Origin of the sequence: Thalassotalea castellviae, from assembly GCF_031846185.1 — a bacterium.
GTDB lineage: Bacteria > Pseudomonadota > Gammaproteobacteria > Enterobacterales > Alteromonadaceae > Thalassotalea_H > Thalassotalea_H castellviae.
The window spans coordinates 59,690-77,797 of the sequence record NZ_JAVRIF010000009.1 but is presented as its reverse complement, the minus strand read 5'-3'; the positions used below and the strand labels follow the sequence as shown (position 1 = coordinate 77,797).

Sequence of the window (18,108 nt, the reverse complement as noted above, 5' to 3'; positions counted from 1 at the left end):
GATACTGTAAATGATTAAAGCCGCTTTTGCGGCTTTTTTTATACCTGTATTTTGTGCCTCAGTATAAGTTATTCGTTACAGGCAATTTGTTACAGGTTATAATAGGGAGGATTTAAAAATTTATATTTAAAAGGTAGGAGTACGCTTTGTCATTTAGCGATTTTGGATTAGATAAACGTTTGATGTCGACTATCGAACACTTAGGTTTTAACGAGCCAACAGATATTCAACAACAAGCAATACCAGTAGCTATGACCGGCCAAGATCTTATCGCATCGTCTAAAACTGGTTCGGGTAAAACCCTCGCGTTTATTTTGCCAGCTTTACAGCGTTTAATGAAAAATCGTGCGTTGAGTAAAAGAGATCCACGTGTTGTTATTCTTACGCCAACCAGGGAGTTAGCCAAACAAGTATTTACTCAGTTACGCTTATTCACAGCGGGTACTCAATTTAAAGCGGTCTTAATATTAGGTGGCGAAAATTTTAATGACCAAGTGAAAACCTTAGAAAAAGACCCGCACTTTTTAGTTGCAACCCCAGGACGTCTTGCCGATCATTTATCAAAAGGGCACTTTTATTTAAATGGTTTAGAATTACTGATTTTGGACGAAGCCGATCGTATGCTCGATTTAGGCTTTTCGAAAGAACTTAAATTAATTAATAAAGCAGCAGATCACCGTAAACGTCAGACGTTGATGTTTTCAGCAACGTTAGATCATGGTCAAATTAATGATTTCGCATTGGAGTTATTAACGAAACCGAAACGCATTGCAATTGGTGCGGCGCATACTGAACATAAAGATATCAGTAAACGTTTCTATTTTGCCGATAATCTTGATCATAAAGAATTGCTACTTGAGCACTTTTTATCTTCAGAAAAATATCAACAATTGATTATTTTCACGGCAACACGGGCTGATACTGAACGATTATCTGGAAAACTTTCATCACAAGGATTAAGTACTGTTGCCTTAAGTGGTGATTTGAACCAAAGCCAGCGTAATCAAATTATGGATGGTTTTGCCAAAGGCCAACAAAAAATATTAATTACTACTGACTTAGCATCACGCGGTTTAGATTTAGTGAATGTTTCACATGTTATTAATTTTGATTTACCTAAACATACCGAAGAGTTTGTTCATCGTATTGGTCGAACAGGAAGAGCAGGTAATAAAGGAGAGTCTATCTCGTTTGTTGGACCAAAAGATTGGTTAAGTTTTAAAAATATAGAGATGTTTTTACAGCAAAATTTTACCTTCGATTCTGTTGAAGGTTTAAAAGCTAAATTTAAAGGGATAAAACCTAAAAAACAGAAAACGAAAAAAACAGAGAATAGCCAGAAAAAACCAATCGCCTTGAAGAGTAAACAAACGAAAGTAAATAAAACTCAGAAAAAAACGTTTTTTGCACAGGATGTTGGCAATATGCCCGTGATGAAAAAGAAAAAAGCTAAACCTGCTAGTGAAATAGACGCTAATAATACCCCTGAAGTCGAATAATATGGTCTTAATAACTCGAACTTTTGTTATAGCATTGCTAATAGTATGTACGAAAGTTTCCTCTCAAACCGCTGACATTAATACGAATGAAACAACTTTAAATGAGTTGGTCATTAATGTGGTCGCGCCTGAGTTAAAACCGCTTGTCTATAATGCAGATAAGGTTGCGGTAGGCTTACTCATTGATACATTAAACAAAGTGAGTGAATATTCGTCGTTAAAATTTAATGTCACTGTAATGCCGTGGGGGCGAGCAATGTTAGAGGTGAAAAATGGTCATGCTGACGCCATTATGCCAACCCTTTATACAAACGAGCGCGCACAATCTTTAGTTTTTCCTCCACAGCAATTTGTTAACTTTTATGGCTCAGTGCTAATTAAAAAAGTTGACAATAACTTTGAGTTTGACAGCTTCGACACAATGACATCAAAAAAATCGGTGGCTAAAGTTAGATCGGTTTTATTAGGTGAGGAATTTGAAAAAGCAAAAAAGGAGGGGTTATTTACCATTGCAGAAGTTAGTCGCTTAGAAGATGCATTTAACATGCTTTTGCTCGATCGTGTTGATTTAGTTGTTACTGATGGTTTTGCCGCGTATTCCTCTATCAAAGAGATGGGCATTGAAGATAACATTAGTGTTATGTCAATTTCTTCATTAGAAGAGCCTTCTTTTATCGCTTTTTCACCTCAGTTTGCTAAAAAGCATGACGTCATTGAAATCATGTCGATTATTGATGAGTTTAATAACCCTGATCGATATAAGAAAATATTATCTAGCCATTGATTTTTAAGATTTTATTTTATGTTAAATTATAAGGTAAAAGTTTAAATATCAGCTATGATTAATTATAGTGGAGTTTGTATTACCGTTTAAAAAGGATTTTATATGGCTAGGGAGTTTAAAATAATACCTAAAGATTGGTATCAAAAAAGAACATTAACAGGTAAAAAAATCGAACCTGTACATGTGGCAATTCCAGATTATCAACAAGTTCACAATCATATTTGTAATATGATCGTGAGTTATAGCGATGATTCATTGAAAACGTTAATAGCCAGAGTGCTATATAATGATCTTAATGACAAATGGACAGTAGACGGGATGGAAGTCGCTGTCACTGTTATTGAAAAAAGCCAAGAAAATGCGTTAGATTTCTTTAATTCCCAACAAACCGGTTAACGTTATCGTTATTCCTTAAATTTAAAACGCTTTATTATTAATCAGATTAAAAAGCTCAAATATCAAAGTATTTGAGCTTTTTAATGGGTGCTAATAACGTATGATTAACTTTATTCTTCAATGAGTTGTTCTAATTCGAAATGACTTTCTGTATTCCCTAATTTTTCTTGGATAAAGGGTAAAATCTCAGCTAATTGATTATTTAATTGCCAAGGAGGATTAACGATAAATAATCCGGTACCAGTCATGCCATATTCATCGGTATCTTTATATTGGCAGTATTCAACTTGTAAAACATTTTTTACTGTACTTTGATGAAATTGTTTTTGCATTTTCACAATTAACTCTCGTTTTACAACGGGATACCACAAAATATATGTACCAGTGGCAAATTTTTTGTAGGCATTGATAATGGTTTTTACTGCTTTGACATAATCCTCTTTTAACTCATACGGAGGATCAATTAATACCACGCCACGTCTACTTGGTGGTGGTAGTAAACCTAACACACCTTGATAACCATCAGATTGATTTACATGTGATTTATGCCAACGTTGGCAAAATTCAGATAATAATTGAATATCAGTAGGGTGTAGTTCAAATAAATGTGCACTGTCTTGGCGGCGATCAAAGTATTTTGCAATTGCAGGAGAGCCGGGATAATAATCTAACTCGGTTTCTGTATTAAAAGACTTTATCATATTGATATAATCACTGAGTACTTCTGGTACATCGGATTGATTAATGAGTTTTGCAATTCCGTTTTTGTATTCTCCGGTTTTTTGTGCATATTCATCGGCTAACGAATACATACCCGCACCAGAATGGCTATCAATGTAATAAAAGCCTTTCTCCTTTCTTGTCATATACTCAAGAACTAAAGTCAAGACAGAGTGTTTTAAAACGTCGGCAAAATTTCCTGCATGAAAGGCATGACGATAACTAAGCAAAAGTGATCCTTATCTCATTATAGAAAAAAGCATACAAGGTAGTTGTATGCTTATTCGTTAATTTATTCGTTATTCTTGACTAGCTAAGTACTCATCATAAGTCCCGGCAAAATCTTCGTAACCGTCGTTTTTTAACTCAATGACTCGAGTTGCAATACTCGATACAAACTCTCGGTCATGGCTGACAAAAATAATTGTTCCTTCAAATTTTTCCATTGCCATGTTTAATGATTCAATCGATTCCATGTCCATGTGGTTAGTTGGTTCATCCATAATCAAAATATTAGGACGTTGCATCATGATCTTACCAAAGAGCATTCGACCTTGTTCACCACCTGACAATACTTTAACTGACTTTTTAATGTCGTCAGCTGAAAATAATAAACGCCCTAGATAACCACGCACCGCTTGTTCGTCATCAGTTGGTTGACGCCACTGACTCATCCATTCAAATAAAGTCATGTCATTTTCAAATTCATGAGCATGATCTTGCGCGTAATAACCAATATTTACATTTTCAGACCAAGTAAATTGTCCCGATGTTGGTTGGTAATCTACTTCGTTCATTAAAGTACGTAAAAAGGTGGTTTTACCTATACCATTTTCACCAATTACTGCTACTCGTTCGCCCACTTCAATCATTAAATCAAGGTTTTTTAAAACATGATTTTCTTCGTCGCTTCCAGGGTTAAATGTTTTACTCATTTGCTCGATAACTAAGGCGTTGCGAAAGAGTTTTTTCTCTTGTTCAAAACGAATAAACGGATTTACTCGACTTGATGCTTTGACTTCCGCTAATTGAATTTTATCAATTTGCTTCGCGCGAGAAGTTGCTTGCTTCGCTTTAGAAGCATTTGCTGAGAAGCGTGCTACAAAGGCTTGCAATTCACCAATTTGAGCTTTTTTCTTGGCATTATCGGCTAATAATTGTGCGCGCGCTTGTGTTGCCGCTAGCATATATTCATCATAATTGCCGGGGAAGACACGAAGTTCACCATAGTCTAAATCAGCCATATGAGTACAAACACTATTTAAAAAGTGACGATCGTGCGAAATAATTATCATGGTTGAATCACGTTCATTGAGTGTTTCTTCAAGCCATTGTATTGTGTGAATATCTAAGTTGTTGGTTGGTTCATCTAATAATAATATATCAGGATCAGAAAAGAGTGCCTGTGCAAGAAGAACACGTAACTTCCAACCAGGGGCAACTTCACTCATTAAGCCAAAATGTTGCTCTACAGGAATGCCAACGCCCATTAATAGTTCACCGGCGCGACTTTCAGCGCTATAGCCGTCCATTTCAGCATATTCAGATTCAAGATCTCCAGCGCGCATCCCATCTTCTTCACTCATTTCCGGTAAAGCATATATACGATCTCGCTCTTCTTTTACCGCCCAAAGTTCGCTATGCCCCATAATCACGGTATCAACAACCGTGTATTCTTCAAAACCGAATTGATCTTGGCGCAATTTACCGATACGTTCGTTAGGATCTAAACTGACATTGCCGCTTGTTTGCTCTAGATCGTTGCCAAGAATTTTCATGAAAGTTGATTTACCACAACCATTTGCACCGATTAAACCGTAGCGATTACCCCCACCAAATTTTTGAGAGATGTTTTCAAATAAAGGTTTCGCACCGAATTGCTGAGTAATGTTATTTGCACTTAACATGAAAAATTTACCTAATGATATACCTGAAGAGTTAATGCGCGCGATTATACAGAGAGCCGATGATGAAGTCATTAAGCGAGCAACAATTTTAAATTATAAGGCACAACTTAAATATCACCATAATTGAGCGTTCTTATTCAATTTCGCACCAAGAAAGAGAGTTACTGTTTATTGGTGCACAAATGTGGTGCGATAAAATGTGTTGTTTTGGCTCTGTTTTTGGCTAAGTTATTGAAATTTAACTTTTAAAAAAATGGGCTTAAATTGTGCATGTTGTCGTGAAAATTAAATCTCAATAAGTTAGTGCGCACTAAAGGTGAACAAATGAAATTAATAACTAGCATAATCAAACCTTTTAAATTGGATGATGTAAGAGAAGCTTTAAGTGAAATTGGTATTGATGGCATGACTATTTCTGAAGTAAAAGGCTTCGGACGTCAAAAAGGTCATACAGAGCTGTACCGTGGGGCAGAATATAGCATTGATTTTCTTCCGAAAGTTAAAATTGAAATTAGCATTCGAGACGATCTTGTTGAACGTACGATTGAAACCATCGTTGCATCTGCTCGAACAGGTAAAATTGGTGACGGCAAAGTATTTGTTACCAACCTTGAACAAGCCGTTCGAATACGTACCGGTGAAATGGATGAAGAAGCACTTTAATTGCCAAAAATAACAAAATATAACTGGAAAACTTTATGATCAAATTTATTTTATTGTCATTATTTTCACTGTTGTCTTTTTCAAGTTCAGCAACTGAGAATAGTTTAAATGGCGCAAACACCGCCTGGATATTAACGTCGACCGCACTAGTGTTATTGATGACATTACCCGGGCTAGCTTTATTTTATGGCGGTTTAGTACGCCGTAAAAATATCTTATCTATTTTAATGCAATGTTTTGCCATTGCGAGTATTTCATCCGTTTTATGGTTAGTTGTTGGTTATAGTTTAGCGTTTGGTGAAGGCAATGCTTGGATTGGCGATTTTAGTAAAGTGTTGATGATAGGTATTGATAAAAACACTTTAAGTGGTGATATTCCTGAAAGTTTGTTTATGTTATTTCAGATGACATTTGCGGTGATCACCCCTGCGTTAATTATTGGTGCATTTGCAGAACGAATGAAATTTTCAGCCGTTTTACTTTTCTCTGCATTATGGTTACTGGTTGTTTACGCGCCTATTACTCATTGGGTATGGGGCGGTGGTTGGTTAGCTCAAATGGGACTATATGATTTTGCCGGAGGAACGGTTGTTCATATTACCGCAGGTGTGGCTGCGCTTGTTGCTGCGGTTGTTTTAGGCCCTAGATTGGGTTTTCCTAAAACGCCAATGATGCCACATAACTTAACGATGACAGTAACTGGTGCAGGACTATTATGGGTCGGTTGGTTTGGGTTTAATGGCGGTAGTGCATTAGCAGCATCAGGCGATGCTTCTATGGCGATGCTTGTTACCCATATTTCAGCGTCTATGGGGGCGTTAACTTGGGCCGCTATTGAATGGAAAAAGTTTGGTAAAGCCAGTGTGTTAGGTGCTGTTACTGGTATGGTTGCCGGTTTAGGTACGATAACCCCTGCTTCTGGATTTGTTGGACCTGGTGGAGCGCTAATCATTGGCTTATTAGCTGGTTTAGTGTGTTTTTATGCCACGGTTTATATTAAACAAAAACTAAAAATCGATGACTCTCTCGATGTTTTTCCTGTTCATGGTGTTGGTGGGATTTTAGGGACGTTACTGGCCGGAATTTTTTCTTCAGCAGAGTTAGGAGCTTTCAGTGGCTATGGCTTTGCCGAGGGAATTTCTACAATGGCTGAGCAAGTTACCGTACAAATGATAGGAATTCTTTCAACAATTGTTTATACCGCGATAGTGTCTTATTTATTATTTAAATTAGTGGCATTAATGACTAATGGCCTAAGGGTATCTGAAGAGCAAGAAACCACAGGTTTAGATTTAAATGAGCATGACGAGTCAGGTTATAATTTATAAGTATTATTCAATTAAACATACGTTGATTTAAAAGCAAAAAGGATACCTAAGGGTATCCTTTTTTAGTGATTGAACACCTTAATAACGTTCACCAGCAGGTGTAGTTATTTTTTTGAACGATTCTTTTTAGGTTTTCTATCATCAAATTGATTTTCGCTAAAACGTGTTAATCCTTGCTTACCTCTATTTGCTGGCTTGCCATATTTATGTGTTGAGTTTTTCTTTTGCCCTGGGGATGTTTTCAAACCTGAAGCATTGTTTTTACCTTTGCCATTTTTCTTATAATGTAGTTGCTCTTTTTCACCACGTGTTTCGTGTGGGACTAAGCAACCAGGTTTAGAACCGATAAGTTTTCTCGCTAGACCCATTTTAGTTAAAGCTGCTCGAATTAATGCCCAATTAGCAGGGTCGTGGTAACGTAAAATAGCCTTATGTAAGCGTCTTTGTATAGTACCCTTGGGAATAGGCACTGATTCGCTGTCTTTTTTAACTCTTCTTAATGAATCAATTTCAGTGTGATAAAGGGTCGTGGCATTTGCTAATGGCGACGGATAAAAATTTTGTACTTGATCTAGCTTAAAATCATTTTCTTTTAACCATAACGCTAGATTAACCATATCCATATCTGTTGTGCCCGGATGAGCAGAGATAAAATACGGAATTAAATATTGCTTTTTACCCGCTGCTTTAGAGTAATGATCAAACATTTCTTTAAATTTATCATAGCTGCCCATACCAGGCTTCATCATTTTATTAAGCGGACCTTCTTCGGTATGCTCAGGGGCTATTTTTAAATAACCACCCACATGATGAGTTGCTAATTCTTTAACATATTCAGGATCTTGTATTGCTAAATCGTAACGGACTCCAGAAGCAATCAAAACTTTTTTTATCCCTTTAACTTTTCTTGCTCTGCGATACAAATTAATGGTTGGTGTGTGATCTGTATCTAAATGTCCACATATCGTTGGCCAAACACATGATGGCTTTCTACAAGTGGCTTCGGCTTTTTCACTTTTACAACGCAGTTGATACATGTTTGCCGTAGGGCCACCAAGATCAGAGATAACCCCGGTAAATCCCGGAACTTTTTGTTTAATATCTTCAATTTCATTGATGATTGAGTCTTCACTGCGACTTTGAATAATCCGGCCTTCATGCTCTGTTATTGAACAGAACGTACAACCACCAAAACAGCCACGCATAATATTTATGGAAGTTTTTATCATTTCATAGGCAGGTATTTTAGCGGTACCGTAACTCGGATGAGGTACTCGTTGATATGACAAGCCAAAAACGCCATCCATTTCTGCTTCAGTTAACGGGGTTGCTGGTGGATTTAACCAAATAATTCTATCGCCATGCTTTTGTACTAGTGGTTTGGCAGAAGTAGGGTTTACTTCTTGATGAAAAATTCGAGAAGCGTGTGCGTATAAAATCTTATTGTCTTTGACTTGTTCAAAAGTTGGCAAATTTATATAGGTATTTAACCAAGGTTTCTTTTTGTCATTCCATGATTTGTTTTGCAGTGATTTAGCTTTAAAATCAATTATTTGAACAGGTTGTGCCTGTTGAGTTATATCTGTGTTTAACGATTCATTCTCTGATGATGCTTTTTGTTCACTACAACTAGCGTTATCGATTTCTTGATACGGGCTATGAATAGGGTCAATTTTTCCAGGTTTATCTACATTTCGAGAATCTATGCCGTGCCAGCCTGGCAATACTTGGCTGGCTAAAAACGCACTGCCTCTCACATCAGTAATGGCTTTTACATCTTCACCTGTGGCTATTCTATGGGCAATCTCAACCAGTGGGCGTTCGGCATTACCATACACTAATAAATCGGCTTTCGAGTCGAATAACACGGAACGTCTAACTTTATCTGACCAATAATCGTAATGGGCAATTCGTCGTAAACTTGCTTCAATGCCGCCAATGATGACAGGTACGCCTTTGAAAGCTTCTTTACAGCGCTGAGTATATACGGTCACTGCACGATCTGGGCGTTTTCCCCCTTCATCGTTTGGTGTGTATGCATCATCGTGTCGAATTCTTCGTTCGGCCGTATATCGATTGATCATTGAATCCATGTTACCGGCAGTCACGCCAAAAAATAAATTGGGTTTGCCTAATTTCATAAAGGCATCTTTTGAATGCCAATCTGGTTGTGCGATAATGCCGACTCTGAATCCTTGAGATTCAAGCATTCGTCCAATTATTGCCATACCAAAACTTGGGTGATCTACGTAAGCATCCCCAGTCACTAAAATGATATCGCAGCTGTCCCAGCCTAATTCATCCATTTCCTTACGTGACATAGGTAAAAATGGAGCAGTGCCATAGCATTCAGCCCAATATTTGGGGTATGAAAATAAATCTTGGGCAGGCATTTGGGTTGAAGCAATCAAACGTGTAAATCTCGAAAATTAAAGCGTAGGGCATTATAACATACAGTTATTGTAATGGTTATAGATCATCTAAATTTGAACAAGGATAAGTAGTAAAGGAGGATTCTTTGAGAATTGTCCTCTAATTTCTGATTTCACTCATCTGTTTTTAAAAAATCAAATTAAGCGAATAAACCGATAAATTTGTGATTTAATCGCAAAAGCTTGCATTTATAACGCAATAAAATATAGGCTGGTTTTAATCATGTTTTTTCACACAGGAAAAGTCTGTTTTAGCTAAGTAGGCTAATAAGTCACTAAGGTTTAACTGACTATTCTTATCGCTTTTTAATGAAATGAAGTTTTATAATTATGATGAAAATAAAAATACTCTCTGCTGCAATCAGCTTATCTTTGTTGGGGTGTGTCACTACTACAACAGGTGAACAAACCGCGGAAGCCGTCCTTGATAATCAAACTGAATCTGTCAGTACGGCAAGTAAAACCACAGTTACACAAGCTGTGAGCGCTGTCTTTCATGAAAAAGAGCCAAAATCACCTGTCGCGAATGTTGTTAAGTCTCAAACCGTTTCTCAATTGAGAAGTAATGATGCCATTACTCTGGAACAAATTATGGCAGATCCTGATTGGATGGGGCGATCTCCAGAAGGTATGTATTGGGGAGATGACAGTCAAACCATTTTATATCAACAAAAGCAATTAGGTAATCCGCTCAGAGATCTGGTGAAAAAAACGTTACAAACAGAAGGTAATGGTAAGAAAGTTAAACTGTCAAATATGCATATCAATGCTGATCGTAATGCACAGTTAAACCGAGCAAGGACACATGAAGTTTATGTTTACCAAGGTAATGTCTTTCTTAAACAATTAGCTAATCAATTCGTTCAACAACTTACCTATACCTCAGCGATAGAACGTTCGGCGATGTTTTTGAGCAATGGCAATGTGGCTTATCGGGTTGGTGATAAATTTTTTGAGCATGATGTAAACACAAGTAAAATTATTGAATTAGCTAGTTTGATCATGAAAAAAGCACCAGATACGGGTGAAAAAGAAACTTCTTATATCGCGAAAGAGCAAAGTAAATTATTGAAATACATTGCGCTTACTCAACACAATAAACAATTAAAAAATGCACAAAGCGAAAAGCTTAAAGCAGAAAATAACACTATCACCAAAAGTGAGTTTTACTTTGGTGAAGGGAACAGGGTTGTTCATGCGAGTTTGTCGCCAAGTGGCGATAAAATGGTGGTGGCAATAGCGAAAAGTAAATCAAGTCGTGCTGCTAGTGATATTATGCCAAATTATATTGCTGAAGATGGGCATGTTAAGCCAGAAAAAGTACGTCACAGAGTTGCTGATAATCGTCAATATAGCCAAACATTGTTTTTACTCGATTTGAAATCAGGACAGAAATTTCCGTTAAGTTACCAAAGTTTACCTGGCTTTGATGAAGATGTATTAGCCAATGTTAAAACTGAAAATCATGCCCAAGTAGGCAAAACTTATCAGAGCGAAAACACCCCGCGCAATATTCATGTGATGAGAACCAATAATGCTATTCAATGGCATAAGGATGGCAAGCAAGTTGCCTTGTTATTAGAAGCATGGGATAACAAAGACAGATGGTTAGCTTCCGTTAATTTATTAGAAAACAAGTTAGTATCTCAACACCGATTACATGATGATGCATGGGTGAATTATGCTTTTAATGAATTTGGTTGGATAAATAATAGCCTTTATTATTTATCAGAAGAGTCTGGTTATTCTCATCTTTATACCAAATCATTAAAAGGGCAGCCTAAAAAATTAACTTCTGGCGCCTTTGAAGTAAGTAATGTTACGTTAACCAAAGATAATAAGCGCTTTATCTTTAAGGCAAACAAAAAACACCCTGGAATTTATGAAATTTATCAATTAGCGATAGATACGGGAAACATGACTGCCTTAACAGATTTAGGTGGAATGAATGATTACGCATTAAGCCCAGATGAAAGCAAATTACTGATTAATCATTCAACGGTAACTATGCCTCCTGAGCTTTATGTTAAAAATATTGACAAGCAAGTCAAAGCAAAACGCATTACTCATACCGTTTCTGAAAAATTCTTAAGCTTGCCTTGGGTTGCACCCACAGTTGTGGCAATACCATCTTCTTATCAAGATGATCCTGTATATTCACGTGTTTATTTACCGAAAGGCTATGACCAAAACCAAACTAAAAATAAAGCGGTTATGTTTATCCATGGCGCTGGTTATTTACAAAACTCACATTTAGGCTGGTCTGGTTATTTCCGTGAATTTATGTTTCATAGTTTGTTAGTACAAAAAGGTTACGTAGTCATTGATATGGATTACCGTGCCTCTAAAGGTTATGGACGTGATTGGCGCACCGCTATATATCGCCATATGGGAAAACCTGAAGTAGAAGATATGCGTGATGGCGTTGAATGGTTAATTGATAATGCTAATGTTGATCGAAGAAGAATAGGGACTTATGGTGGTTCTTACGGTGGTTTTTTAACGTTAATGTCAATGTTTAAAGAGCCTGATTTATTTGAAGCCGGTGCTGCTATTCGTTTAGTCTCAGATTGGGCTTATTATAATCATGGTTATACCTCGAATATATTAAATACCCCGAAAGATGATGCGATAGCTTATGAACGAAGCTCGCCTATTTATTTTGCTCAAGGACTTGAAAAACCATTATTAATCAATGCGCCTATGGTTGACGACAATGTATTTTTTCAGGATACCGTTCGTTTAGTTCAACGTTTAATTGAGCTTGAAAAACAAAATTTTGAAACGGCTATTTACCCAGTAGAGCCACATGGTTTTGTACAGCCTAGCTCTTGGTTAGATGAATACCGTCGCATTTTTAAGTTATTTGAAACGACGCTGTAAATTATTAATGTACTTATGAAAAACTCAACTCAATATTGTTTACACATTATGAGTTGAGTTTTTTTATGTTTTCAATAAGCTAAATATTAAATGACGACGACTTCTATTTGTTGATCTTTTTGTTGCTCGATATATAACCGGGCTAATTCCATAGAGCCAAATTGTTTTCTTATTTGTTGGTAAGCGCGGAATTTAGCTTGTGCTAATTGGTTATCTTGAGTTTGAGCTAAAAAAAGCCAAGTTTCGACGACAGAAAGAGGTAAGGACTTCATACATTGCTTCCTTGCAATAACAACTACAACTTTTGTTATTATAGACCTATCTATAGAGGCTTGCTTAATTCTAACTATAATTTATTGCTATTTTATTAACATATTTCATAACTTAGTTTCATATCAGTTGTACTGTTATTGCTTAGAATATTTCAGTTCTAAAGGGCTGAGATGACAATGGCTTTATAAAAGCGGTAAATAGATATCAATAATTGTTTCCGATTCTGCGACATCAGGAAACATTTTTACACGTTCTAAAATACAGGGAAAATCTCTAAGATGCTCACCACTTTGAGGCAACCATTGACCATATAATAAATCAAAACTCTTTGCTAAAAATCGATCGGATCCGATATGGCGATATTTAGCACACCTTCCAGCTGGGATAGTTAAATTAAAAACACCATATTCATTTTTATCAATTGGTTTTTCTGTTTGCGCACAAATATCAAAACGAAAGTCATCATCAAGCGTGTGGCTAGGATCATTATAAACTAGATTATAGGTTTTAGAATGACTTGGTGGCGTGTGATATGCTTTTCGCCAAGCAATAAAGTGTTGTACGCTCGCCATAATCTTACTTGGAGAGCCAACATGTGAATAAACGGCAAGTGTCGTGTGGGGAAAGTTTACGATTGAAATTGAGTTGTCGTTACGTGTGCTAGTTGCATGATTATACATATTTTCTCTCGCTTTTCGTTGTTGAGCTTTTTTGTTTTGGAGCGTGTTAAGTAAATTACCGTGGTCATTTTCCAACCAAGGTTGCAATGCAGGTTTTTTTCTATATTGACTTGGCGTTTGATTAAACATCTGTTTAAAGGCGCGAGAAAATGATTCGCTATTTGAAAAGGCGGCTTTTTCGGCGATTTCACCTACCGTCAGTTGTTGTCGATAAACCAATTGAAAAGCTGCTTTGTTGAGTCGAGATTGCTGAATAAATTGATGAACGGGTTGGCCGATGTAGGCACTAAATTGACGATGAAAATGAAAGTGTGAAAAGCAAGCCATTTTACTTAACTGATCGATATTGATCTGATCCTCAAGGTTTTTATCTATATATTCGAGCACTAATGCAAAGCGTTGTTGGTAATTGGCCATGTGGTTATTAATTCTGAAGAAGATGTTGTCATAGTAATAAAATTTGAAAAATAATACCTGACAATTCTTGCTATAAAAAAAGGTTAAACATCATGTTTAACCTTTTTTTATCGATGTTGGGATCTTATACCGAAGCTTGATTATTTTTCTTCAAGTATCGAAAAAATACCTTTCGCAATATCTGTGTTATCGATGGCCCCTGAAAAACGTTGTTTTTCACTACCAATGACATATACAGGAACATCTACACCGGTATGAGTTGACGATGAGCTTATTCCGCCCCAACCAGTATTGGTTCTTACATCAATTATATTTTTAAGTGTTGCAGCTATTAGTCTGTAAACGGTTGGTGGATATTTTCTTTTACGGCTTTCTTTTGGAGTTTTATGAAAAGTTTCAACGGTAGCCGCAGCGTTAGCTTTGCTGGATTGTAGTTGTTCAAATTCTTGCTGAGTTACTGAAAAATTTAATAACTCACTCATTTCATGAATAGATAAATCGCTTTTTTCAAATTGTTTAGCAAATGCTTCTGGCGATAAAGTCATGGTACGTAATATTTCTGGCTGCCATAAATAACCGCTTCTTATATTTGGATTCGATTTCGCTGTTTTTCTACCAATGCTAAGTCCGCCAGTACTATGATCTGCAGTTAAAATTACTAGCGTGTCAGGGTGATCTTTAACATATTGTTCTAGAAACTCGAATGTTTTGGCCAGATCATCCATTTCATACATTGCCGCGGCGATATCATTGGCGTGTCCTGCCCAATCCACTTGGCTCGCTTCAATTAACATAAAGAAACCTTGCTTGTTTTCTGGTTGATAACTTTCTAATTGCTTGATTGCAGACATTGTCATCGTTTTAAGGCGATGTGGATTTTTATCATCCAATGCCCAAGGCAATCCTGTTTTTCCAAATAAACCCAATACCGGTTTATCTGAAGAGAGTGTTTCTAAGCCTTGATAGTTATCTATATATTGAAATCCTGCAGCTTTAAATTCATTCACTAAATTGCGATCTTGACGGACAAAATATCGCCAGCCGCCACCAAGATATACATCAGCTTTATAACCGTTATCTACATAGCTATCAGCAATGTCATTATAATTTCCACGTAATTCATTATGGGTTAAATATGCCGCGGGGGTAGCATGGTTAATTTGAGACGTGACAACAACACCAGTTTTTTTGCCAAGTTCTTTTGCTCTTTCTAGTACCGTTTTTAATGGTTGTTTATTCACATCAACGCTTATTGCGTCATTATAAGTTTTAACCCCCGTAGCTAAAGCGGTTGCCGCCGCAGCTGAATCGGTAATATAACCTGAAACTTTTGCTGGGTAAGTACTTGAAGTTCCAATGTAATATTTATCAAAAACAGTGCGTTCTATAACTTCAGTTGTTGGATCATCGGCAAAATTACGATAAGCGGTAATATATGCTGGCCCCATACCATCTGCAATCACCATTATGACATTGTTGATCGGTGGCTTATTGCTCTTAATTTCTGATTCATTCAGAGGCGCATTCGCGTTACAAGCACTTGCAAATGCAGTAATTAACAGTGTAGGTAATAGTTTTTTCATGAATAATTCCGCTATAAATTTTTAATCTGTGATCTCAAGGTCTAACCAAACTAATCTATGGTCTGATGAGGCTTGTCTATTTTTAATTAATCGGTATTCAGGTGTATTTTTCTCTGGCCAGAACACACCAGAATCAAGAAGAGTAAACCCTGTTTTAGAGGGTAATACATAATCAGCTCTCATTCGCCAGTAGGCGGTATGGTTTTTCGCGAGGGGATTGTCTGAACTATGCATTTTAGCGCCTTGACTCGCCGGTAAAGCATCGTGAACATTCGGATGATTTAATAATGCAGAGATACTGGCATTTATTGCGTCACCTTCCGTAGCTGAAGCGTTCAAATCACCTAGAATAATAAACGGACTATGTGCTGCTAAACCACCATGTTGGCCTTTATCATCATAAATATAACTATTATCTTTATCAGAGATATAATCATGCCAGAAGCGAATTTCGTCATGATTACGTTTACCATTTCTATCTTCTGGTCCATCAAAAACTGGTGGTGTAGGGTGGCTGGCTAACAGATGAATTTGTTTGCCATCAATAATAACAGGTACATCCCAATGTGATTTAGACGATAAACGAAAGCCTTGCCAAGCTTCATCACTATACCAAGCCTTGCCTGTTTGCGGATCCATAGGTTGTAATGCATTAGGCATATCTTTCCATTTGAAGGTTTGAAAACTTCGTATTTTTCCTTCATCAATCGGGTATTTAGAGAGTAACACCATGCCAAAATGACCTGGGAAATGACCAAAACCATAAGTGTCTGCCGGTTGCTCTATTTTATCATCGCCATTTAAATCAAAAGGAGTCTTGACGCCAGTATTAACACTTGATTGATAATAATAAGGAAAATGGATTTTTTCTTGTCCTTGTTGAGAAATATTCAAATATTGATTGATAAAAAGTTGAATTTCTTCCCCATCAGGTGAATAGTCGAATTCATTCAGCAAAATAATATCAGGATTGATTCGTTGAATAATTTCTGCGATGTTTTTTATTTGTTGGTGGTTTGATTTAAGGGCTTTATTGAGCTCATTGCCAACGACTTTTACCGATTGACCTTTAAATCTCTTTACATAGTTTAGTGCTTCCATGCTGACATTAAAGGTTGCCACCCTGATAGGACTCAGCGTTTTTTTGCTTTCTGCTAACGTATTCATAGAAAATCCTGTTAAACATAACAAGGAAAGTAAGATTGAAAAATTTTTCATTTATTGTATCTCTAAGCCACGAAGAATAAATTGAGTCAGAAAATCTGTGACTTGTTCAACATCATCTTCTTCATAATCAGCACGATTCATGATGGTTAATATTTGGGTTTCAAAATCAGCATAATGCTGAGTAGATGACCAAATTAAAAAAATTAGATTGATAGGTTCGATATTGATCATTCTTCCTTCATCAATCCATCGTTGAAATATTTTCGATTTATCTCGCACCCATTTTCTTAAATATGTTCGAGCAAATTCTTTCAAATGCTGAGCGCCTTGAATAATTTCCATCGCGTAAATTTTTGATGCTTTCGGGTGATGAAAAGACATTTTAACTTTTGCTGAGACAAACTTTTCAATGGCTACTTTTGGGCCATCTTCATAAACGATATCGCCAATACCTTGGTCCCACATGTCTAAGGTTCTTTCTAAAACAGCATGATAGATGTTTTCTTTATTTTTAAAGTAATAAAGAACATTCGCCTTTGGTAAGCCAGCAAGGTCTGCAATGGATTGAACTGTTGCCCCTTTATAACCATTGGAAATAAATTCATCTTGTGCAGCAAGGAGTATTTTTTCTTGGCTTTTTATTCTTATTTGACCTTGTTTTTTATCCGTCATTTTTAATCTTATTATTTAAGTTTTTAATGTATTGTTTTTCACTACAGTTGAAAATTCAATGTGTTATATAAAGGTAACTCCTAAATATACACCTAAAGTGATTAAGTAAAATGATTAATTCTAAACTTAATCAAACCGTCTTACTATTCTAAAATACAACGGTTAAGCCAATTAAATTTAACAGTCACTAGTTAATATCTTTTATTTATCTTCTAGATTTAGTTATCTATCTTCTAGATCTAGTTATCTACCAAATAAGTAATTCATTGCATTGCTGGAGTTATTCTACTTGTTTAATTGGTCAAGAAATTAAGCGTAACTGTATAGTATCTCGAGTGATAATTAAACAAATATCCAACAAATTTAGCGGTAAAATTATCTCATTAATTAGTTTAATTGTATTTTTATTACTGTTTTATGAATAAATAGATATTAAATTATCAAAATATACAGTTTTCCTCTTTTATTATACAGATGAATTTTATTACTTGAGTAACTGGTGGTTTAATGAGGCTTGCTATAAATAACGTTTTTATTGATATTTTATGGATTTTAGTTAAAACCTGACCAAATGGTGTTTTTATGGATGAAAAAAATTTACGTATACCATACAAAGAAGAATTAAAATTATTGTTCAAATAATCTTCTTCATTGGTTTTGCATTAAGTGCTTGTTATTGGTGGTTTTTATTTAGTTTTCTGTGG

Annotated in this window: 14 protein-coding genes; 6 read left to right on the top strand and 8 right to left on the bottom strand. The window is 36.1% G+C overall.

Translation table 11 applies throughout. The annotated features are described in order from the left end of the window. The first annotated feature begins 146 nt into the window (after window positions 1–146). The 3 genes from RM573_RS14580 to RM573_RS14570 all read left to right on the top strand — a co-directional run bounded on the left by RM573_RS14580 (window position 147) and on the right by RM573_RS14570 (window position 2,679). Window positions 147–1,499, top strand: a complete 1,353-nt coding sequence (locus RM573_RS14580) for a DEAD/DEAH box helicase (RefSeq protein ID WP_311583659.1) — start codon at window positions 147–149, stop codon at window positions 1,497–1,499. Window positions 1,500–1,533: 34 nt separating this feature from the next. Beyond that, window positions 1,534–2,283 (top strand): substrate-binding periplasmic protein, encoded by a 750-nt coding sequence (locus RM573_RS14575; protein WP_311583655.1) that lies wholly within the window; start codon window positions 1,534–1,536, stop codon window positions 2,281–2,283. 102 nt (window positions 2,284–2,385) lie between these two features. Continuing rightward, complete coding sequence (locus RM573_RS14570; RefSeq protein WP_311583651.1) at window positions 2,386–2,679, top strand: hypothetical protein; 294 nt, start codon at window positions 2,386–2,388, stop codon at window positions 2,677–2,679. Between the two features lie 110 nt (window positions 2,680–2,789). Here the strand turns inward: RM573_RS14570 and RM573_RS14565 are convergent, their stop codons facing one another. Together RM573_RS14565 and RM573_RS14560 are read right to left on the bottom strand one after the other, a co-directional pair. Then, the gene (locus RM573_RS14565) at window positions 2,790–3,629 is read right to left on the bottom strand and encodes a 23S rRNA (adenine(2030)-N(6))-methyltransferase RlmJ (RefSeq protein ID WP_311583648.1); all 840 of its coding nucleotides are present in this window, start codon (window positions 3,627–3,629) and stop codon (window positions 2,790–2,792) included. 69 nt (window positions 3,630–3,698) lie between these two features. Beyond that, window positions 3,699–5,306 carry an ABC-F family ATPase gene (locus RM573_RS14560; protein WP_311583645.1) on the bottom strand — a complete coding sequence of 536 codons (1,608 nt, stop codon included), beginning with the start codon at window positions 5,304–5,306 and terminating at the stop codon, window positions 3,699–3,701. 324 nt (window positions 5,307–5,630) lie between these two features. Between RM573_RS14560 and glnK the strand changes: the two genes are divergently transcribed. Together glnK and RM573_RS14550 are read left to right on the top strand one after the other, a co-directional pair. After that, entirely contained in the window at window positions 5,631–5,969 is a 339-nt protein-coding gene (glnK, locus tag RM573_RS14555) for a P-II family nitrogen regulator (protein WP_311583642.1), read from the top strand. Between the two features lie 35 nt (window positions 5,970–6,004). Further along, entirely contained in the window at window positions 6,005–7,297 is a 1,293-nt protein-coding gene (locus tag RM573_RS14550) for an ammonium transporter (RefSeq protein WP_311583640.1), read from the top strand. Between the two features lie 104 nt (window positions 7,298–7,401). On the opposite strand, the gene RM573_RS14545 is transcribed toward RM573_RS14550, so the two are convergent. Further along, window positions 7,402–9,690, bottom strand: coding sequence for a YgiQ family radical SAM protein (locus RM573_RS14545; RefSeq protein ID WP_311583845.1), 2,289 nt, complete (start codon window positions 9,688–9,690; stop codon window positions 7,402–7,404). A gap of 372 nt (window positions 9,691–10,062) precedes the next feature. Between RM573_RS14545 and RM573_RS14540 the strand changes: the two genes are divergently transcribed. Further along, window positions 10,063–12,612, top strand: a complete 2,550-nt coding sequence (locus RM573_RS14540) for a S9 family peptidase (RefSeq protein ID WP_432280245.1) — start codon at window positions 10,063–10,065, stop codon at window positions 12,610–12,612. An 86-nt stretch (window positions 12,613–12,698) separates the two neighbouring features. Here the strand turns inward: RM573_RS14540 and RM573_RS14535 are convergent, their stop codons facing one another. The 5 genes from RM573_RS14535 to RM573_RS14515 form a co-directional block, all read right to left on the bottom strand. Then, window positions 12,699–12,884, bottom strand: a complete 186-nt coding sequence (locus RM573_RS14535) for a hypothetical protein (RefSeq protein ID WP_311583634.1) — start codon at window positions 12,882–12,884, stop codon at window positions 12,699–12,701. A 183-nt stretch (window positions 12,885–13,067) separates the two neighbouring features. Continuing rightward, window positions 13,068–13,982 carry an AraC family transcriptional regulator gene (locus RM573_RS14530; RefSeq protein WP_311583631.1) on the bottom strand — a complete coding sequence of 305 codons (915 nt, stop codon included), beginning with the start codon at window positions 13,980–13,982 and terminating at the stop codon, window positions 13,068–13,070. Between the two features lie 140 nt (window positions 13,983–14,122). Next, window positions 14,123–15,565, bottom strand: coding sequence for an alkaline phosphatase (locus tag RM573_RS14525; RefSeq protein WP_311583627.1), 1,443 nt, complete (start codon window positions 15,563–15,565; stop codon window positions 14,123–14,125). A gap of 21 nt (window positions 15,566–15,586) precedes the next feature. Next, window positions 15,587–16,732 (bottom strand): endonuclease/exonuclease/phosphatase family protein, encoded by a 1,146-nt coding sequence (locus tag RM573_RS14520; protein ID WP_311583624.1) that lies wholly within the window; start codon window positions 16,730–16,732, stop codon window positions 15,587–15,589. Between the two features lie 51 nt (window positions 16,733–16,783). Further along, window positions 16,784–17,404, bottom strand: a complete 621-nt coding sequence (locus RM573_RS14515; RefSeq protein ID WP_311583621.1) for a TetR/AcrR family transcriptional regulator — start codon at window positions 17,402–17,404, stop codon at window positions 16,784–16,786. Window positions 17,405–18,108: the final 704 nt, after the last annotated feature.

What these genes read in the sequence shown, in the direction of transcription:
- RM573_RS14570 (WP_311583651.1), top strand. Translation starts at nt 2,386, where the DNA reads ATGGCTAGGGAGTTTAAAATAATACCTAAAGATTGGTATCAAAAAAGA.
- RM573_RS14560 (WP_311583645.1), bottom strand. Translation starts at nt 5,306, where the DNA reads ATGTTAAGTGCAAATAACATTACTCAGCAATTCGGTGCGAAACCTTTA.
- glnK (WP_311583642.1), top strand. Translation starts at nt 5,631, where the DNA reads ATGAAATTAATAACTAGCATAATCAAACCTTTTAAATTGGATGATGTA.
- RM573_RS14550 (WP_311583640.1), top strand. Translation starts at nt 6,005, where the DNA reads ATGATCAAATTTATTTTATTGTCATTATTTTCACTGTTGTCTTTTTCA.
- RM573_RS14545 (WP_311583845.1), bottom strand. Translation starts at nt 9,690, where the DNA reads ATGCCTGCCCAAGATTTATTTTCATACCCCAAATATTGGGCTGAATGC.
- RM573_RS14540 (WP_432280245.1), top strand. Translation starts at nt 10,063, where the DNA reads ATGAAAATAAAAATACTCTCTGCTGCAATCAGCTTATCTTTGTTGGGG.
- RM573_RS14535 (WP_311583634.1), bottom strand. Translation starts at nt 12,884, where the DNA reads ATGAAGTCCTTACCTCTTTCTGTCGTCGAAACTTGGCTTTTTTTAGCT.
- RM573_RS14530 (WP_311583631.1), bottom strand. Translation starts at nt 13,982, where the DNA reads ATGGCCAATTACCAACAACGCTTTGCATTAGTGCTCGAATATATAGAT.
- RM573_RS14525 (WP_311583627.1), bottom strand. Translation starts at nt 15,565, where the DNA reads ATGAAAAAACTATTACCTACACTGTTAATTACTGCATTTGCAAGTGCT.
- RM573_RS14520 (WP_311583624.1), bottom strand. Translation starts at nt 16,732, where the DNA reads ATGAATACGTTAGCAGAAAGCAAAAAAACGCTGAGTCCTATCAGGGTG.
- RM573_RS14515 (WP_311583621.1), bottom strand. Translation starts at nt 17,404, where the DNA reads ATGACGGATAAAAAACAAGGTCAAATAAGAATAAAAAGCCAAGAAAAA.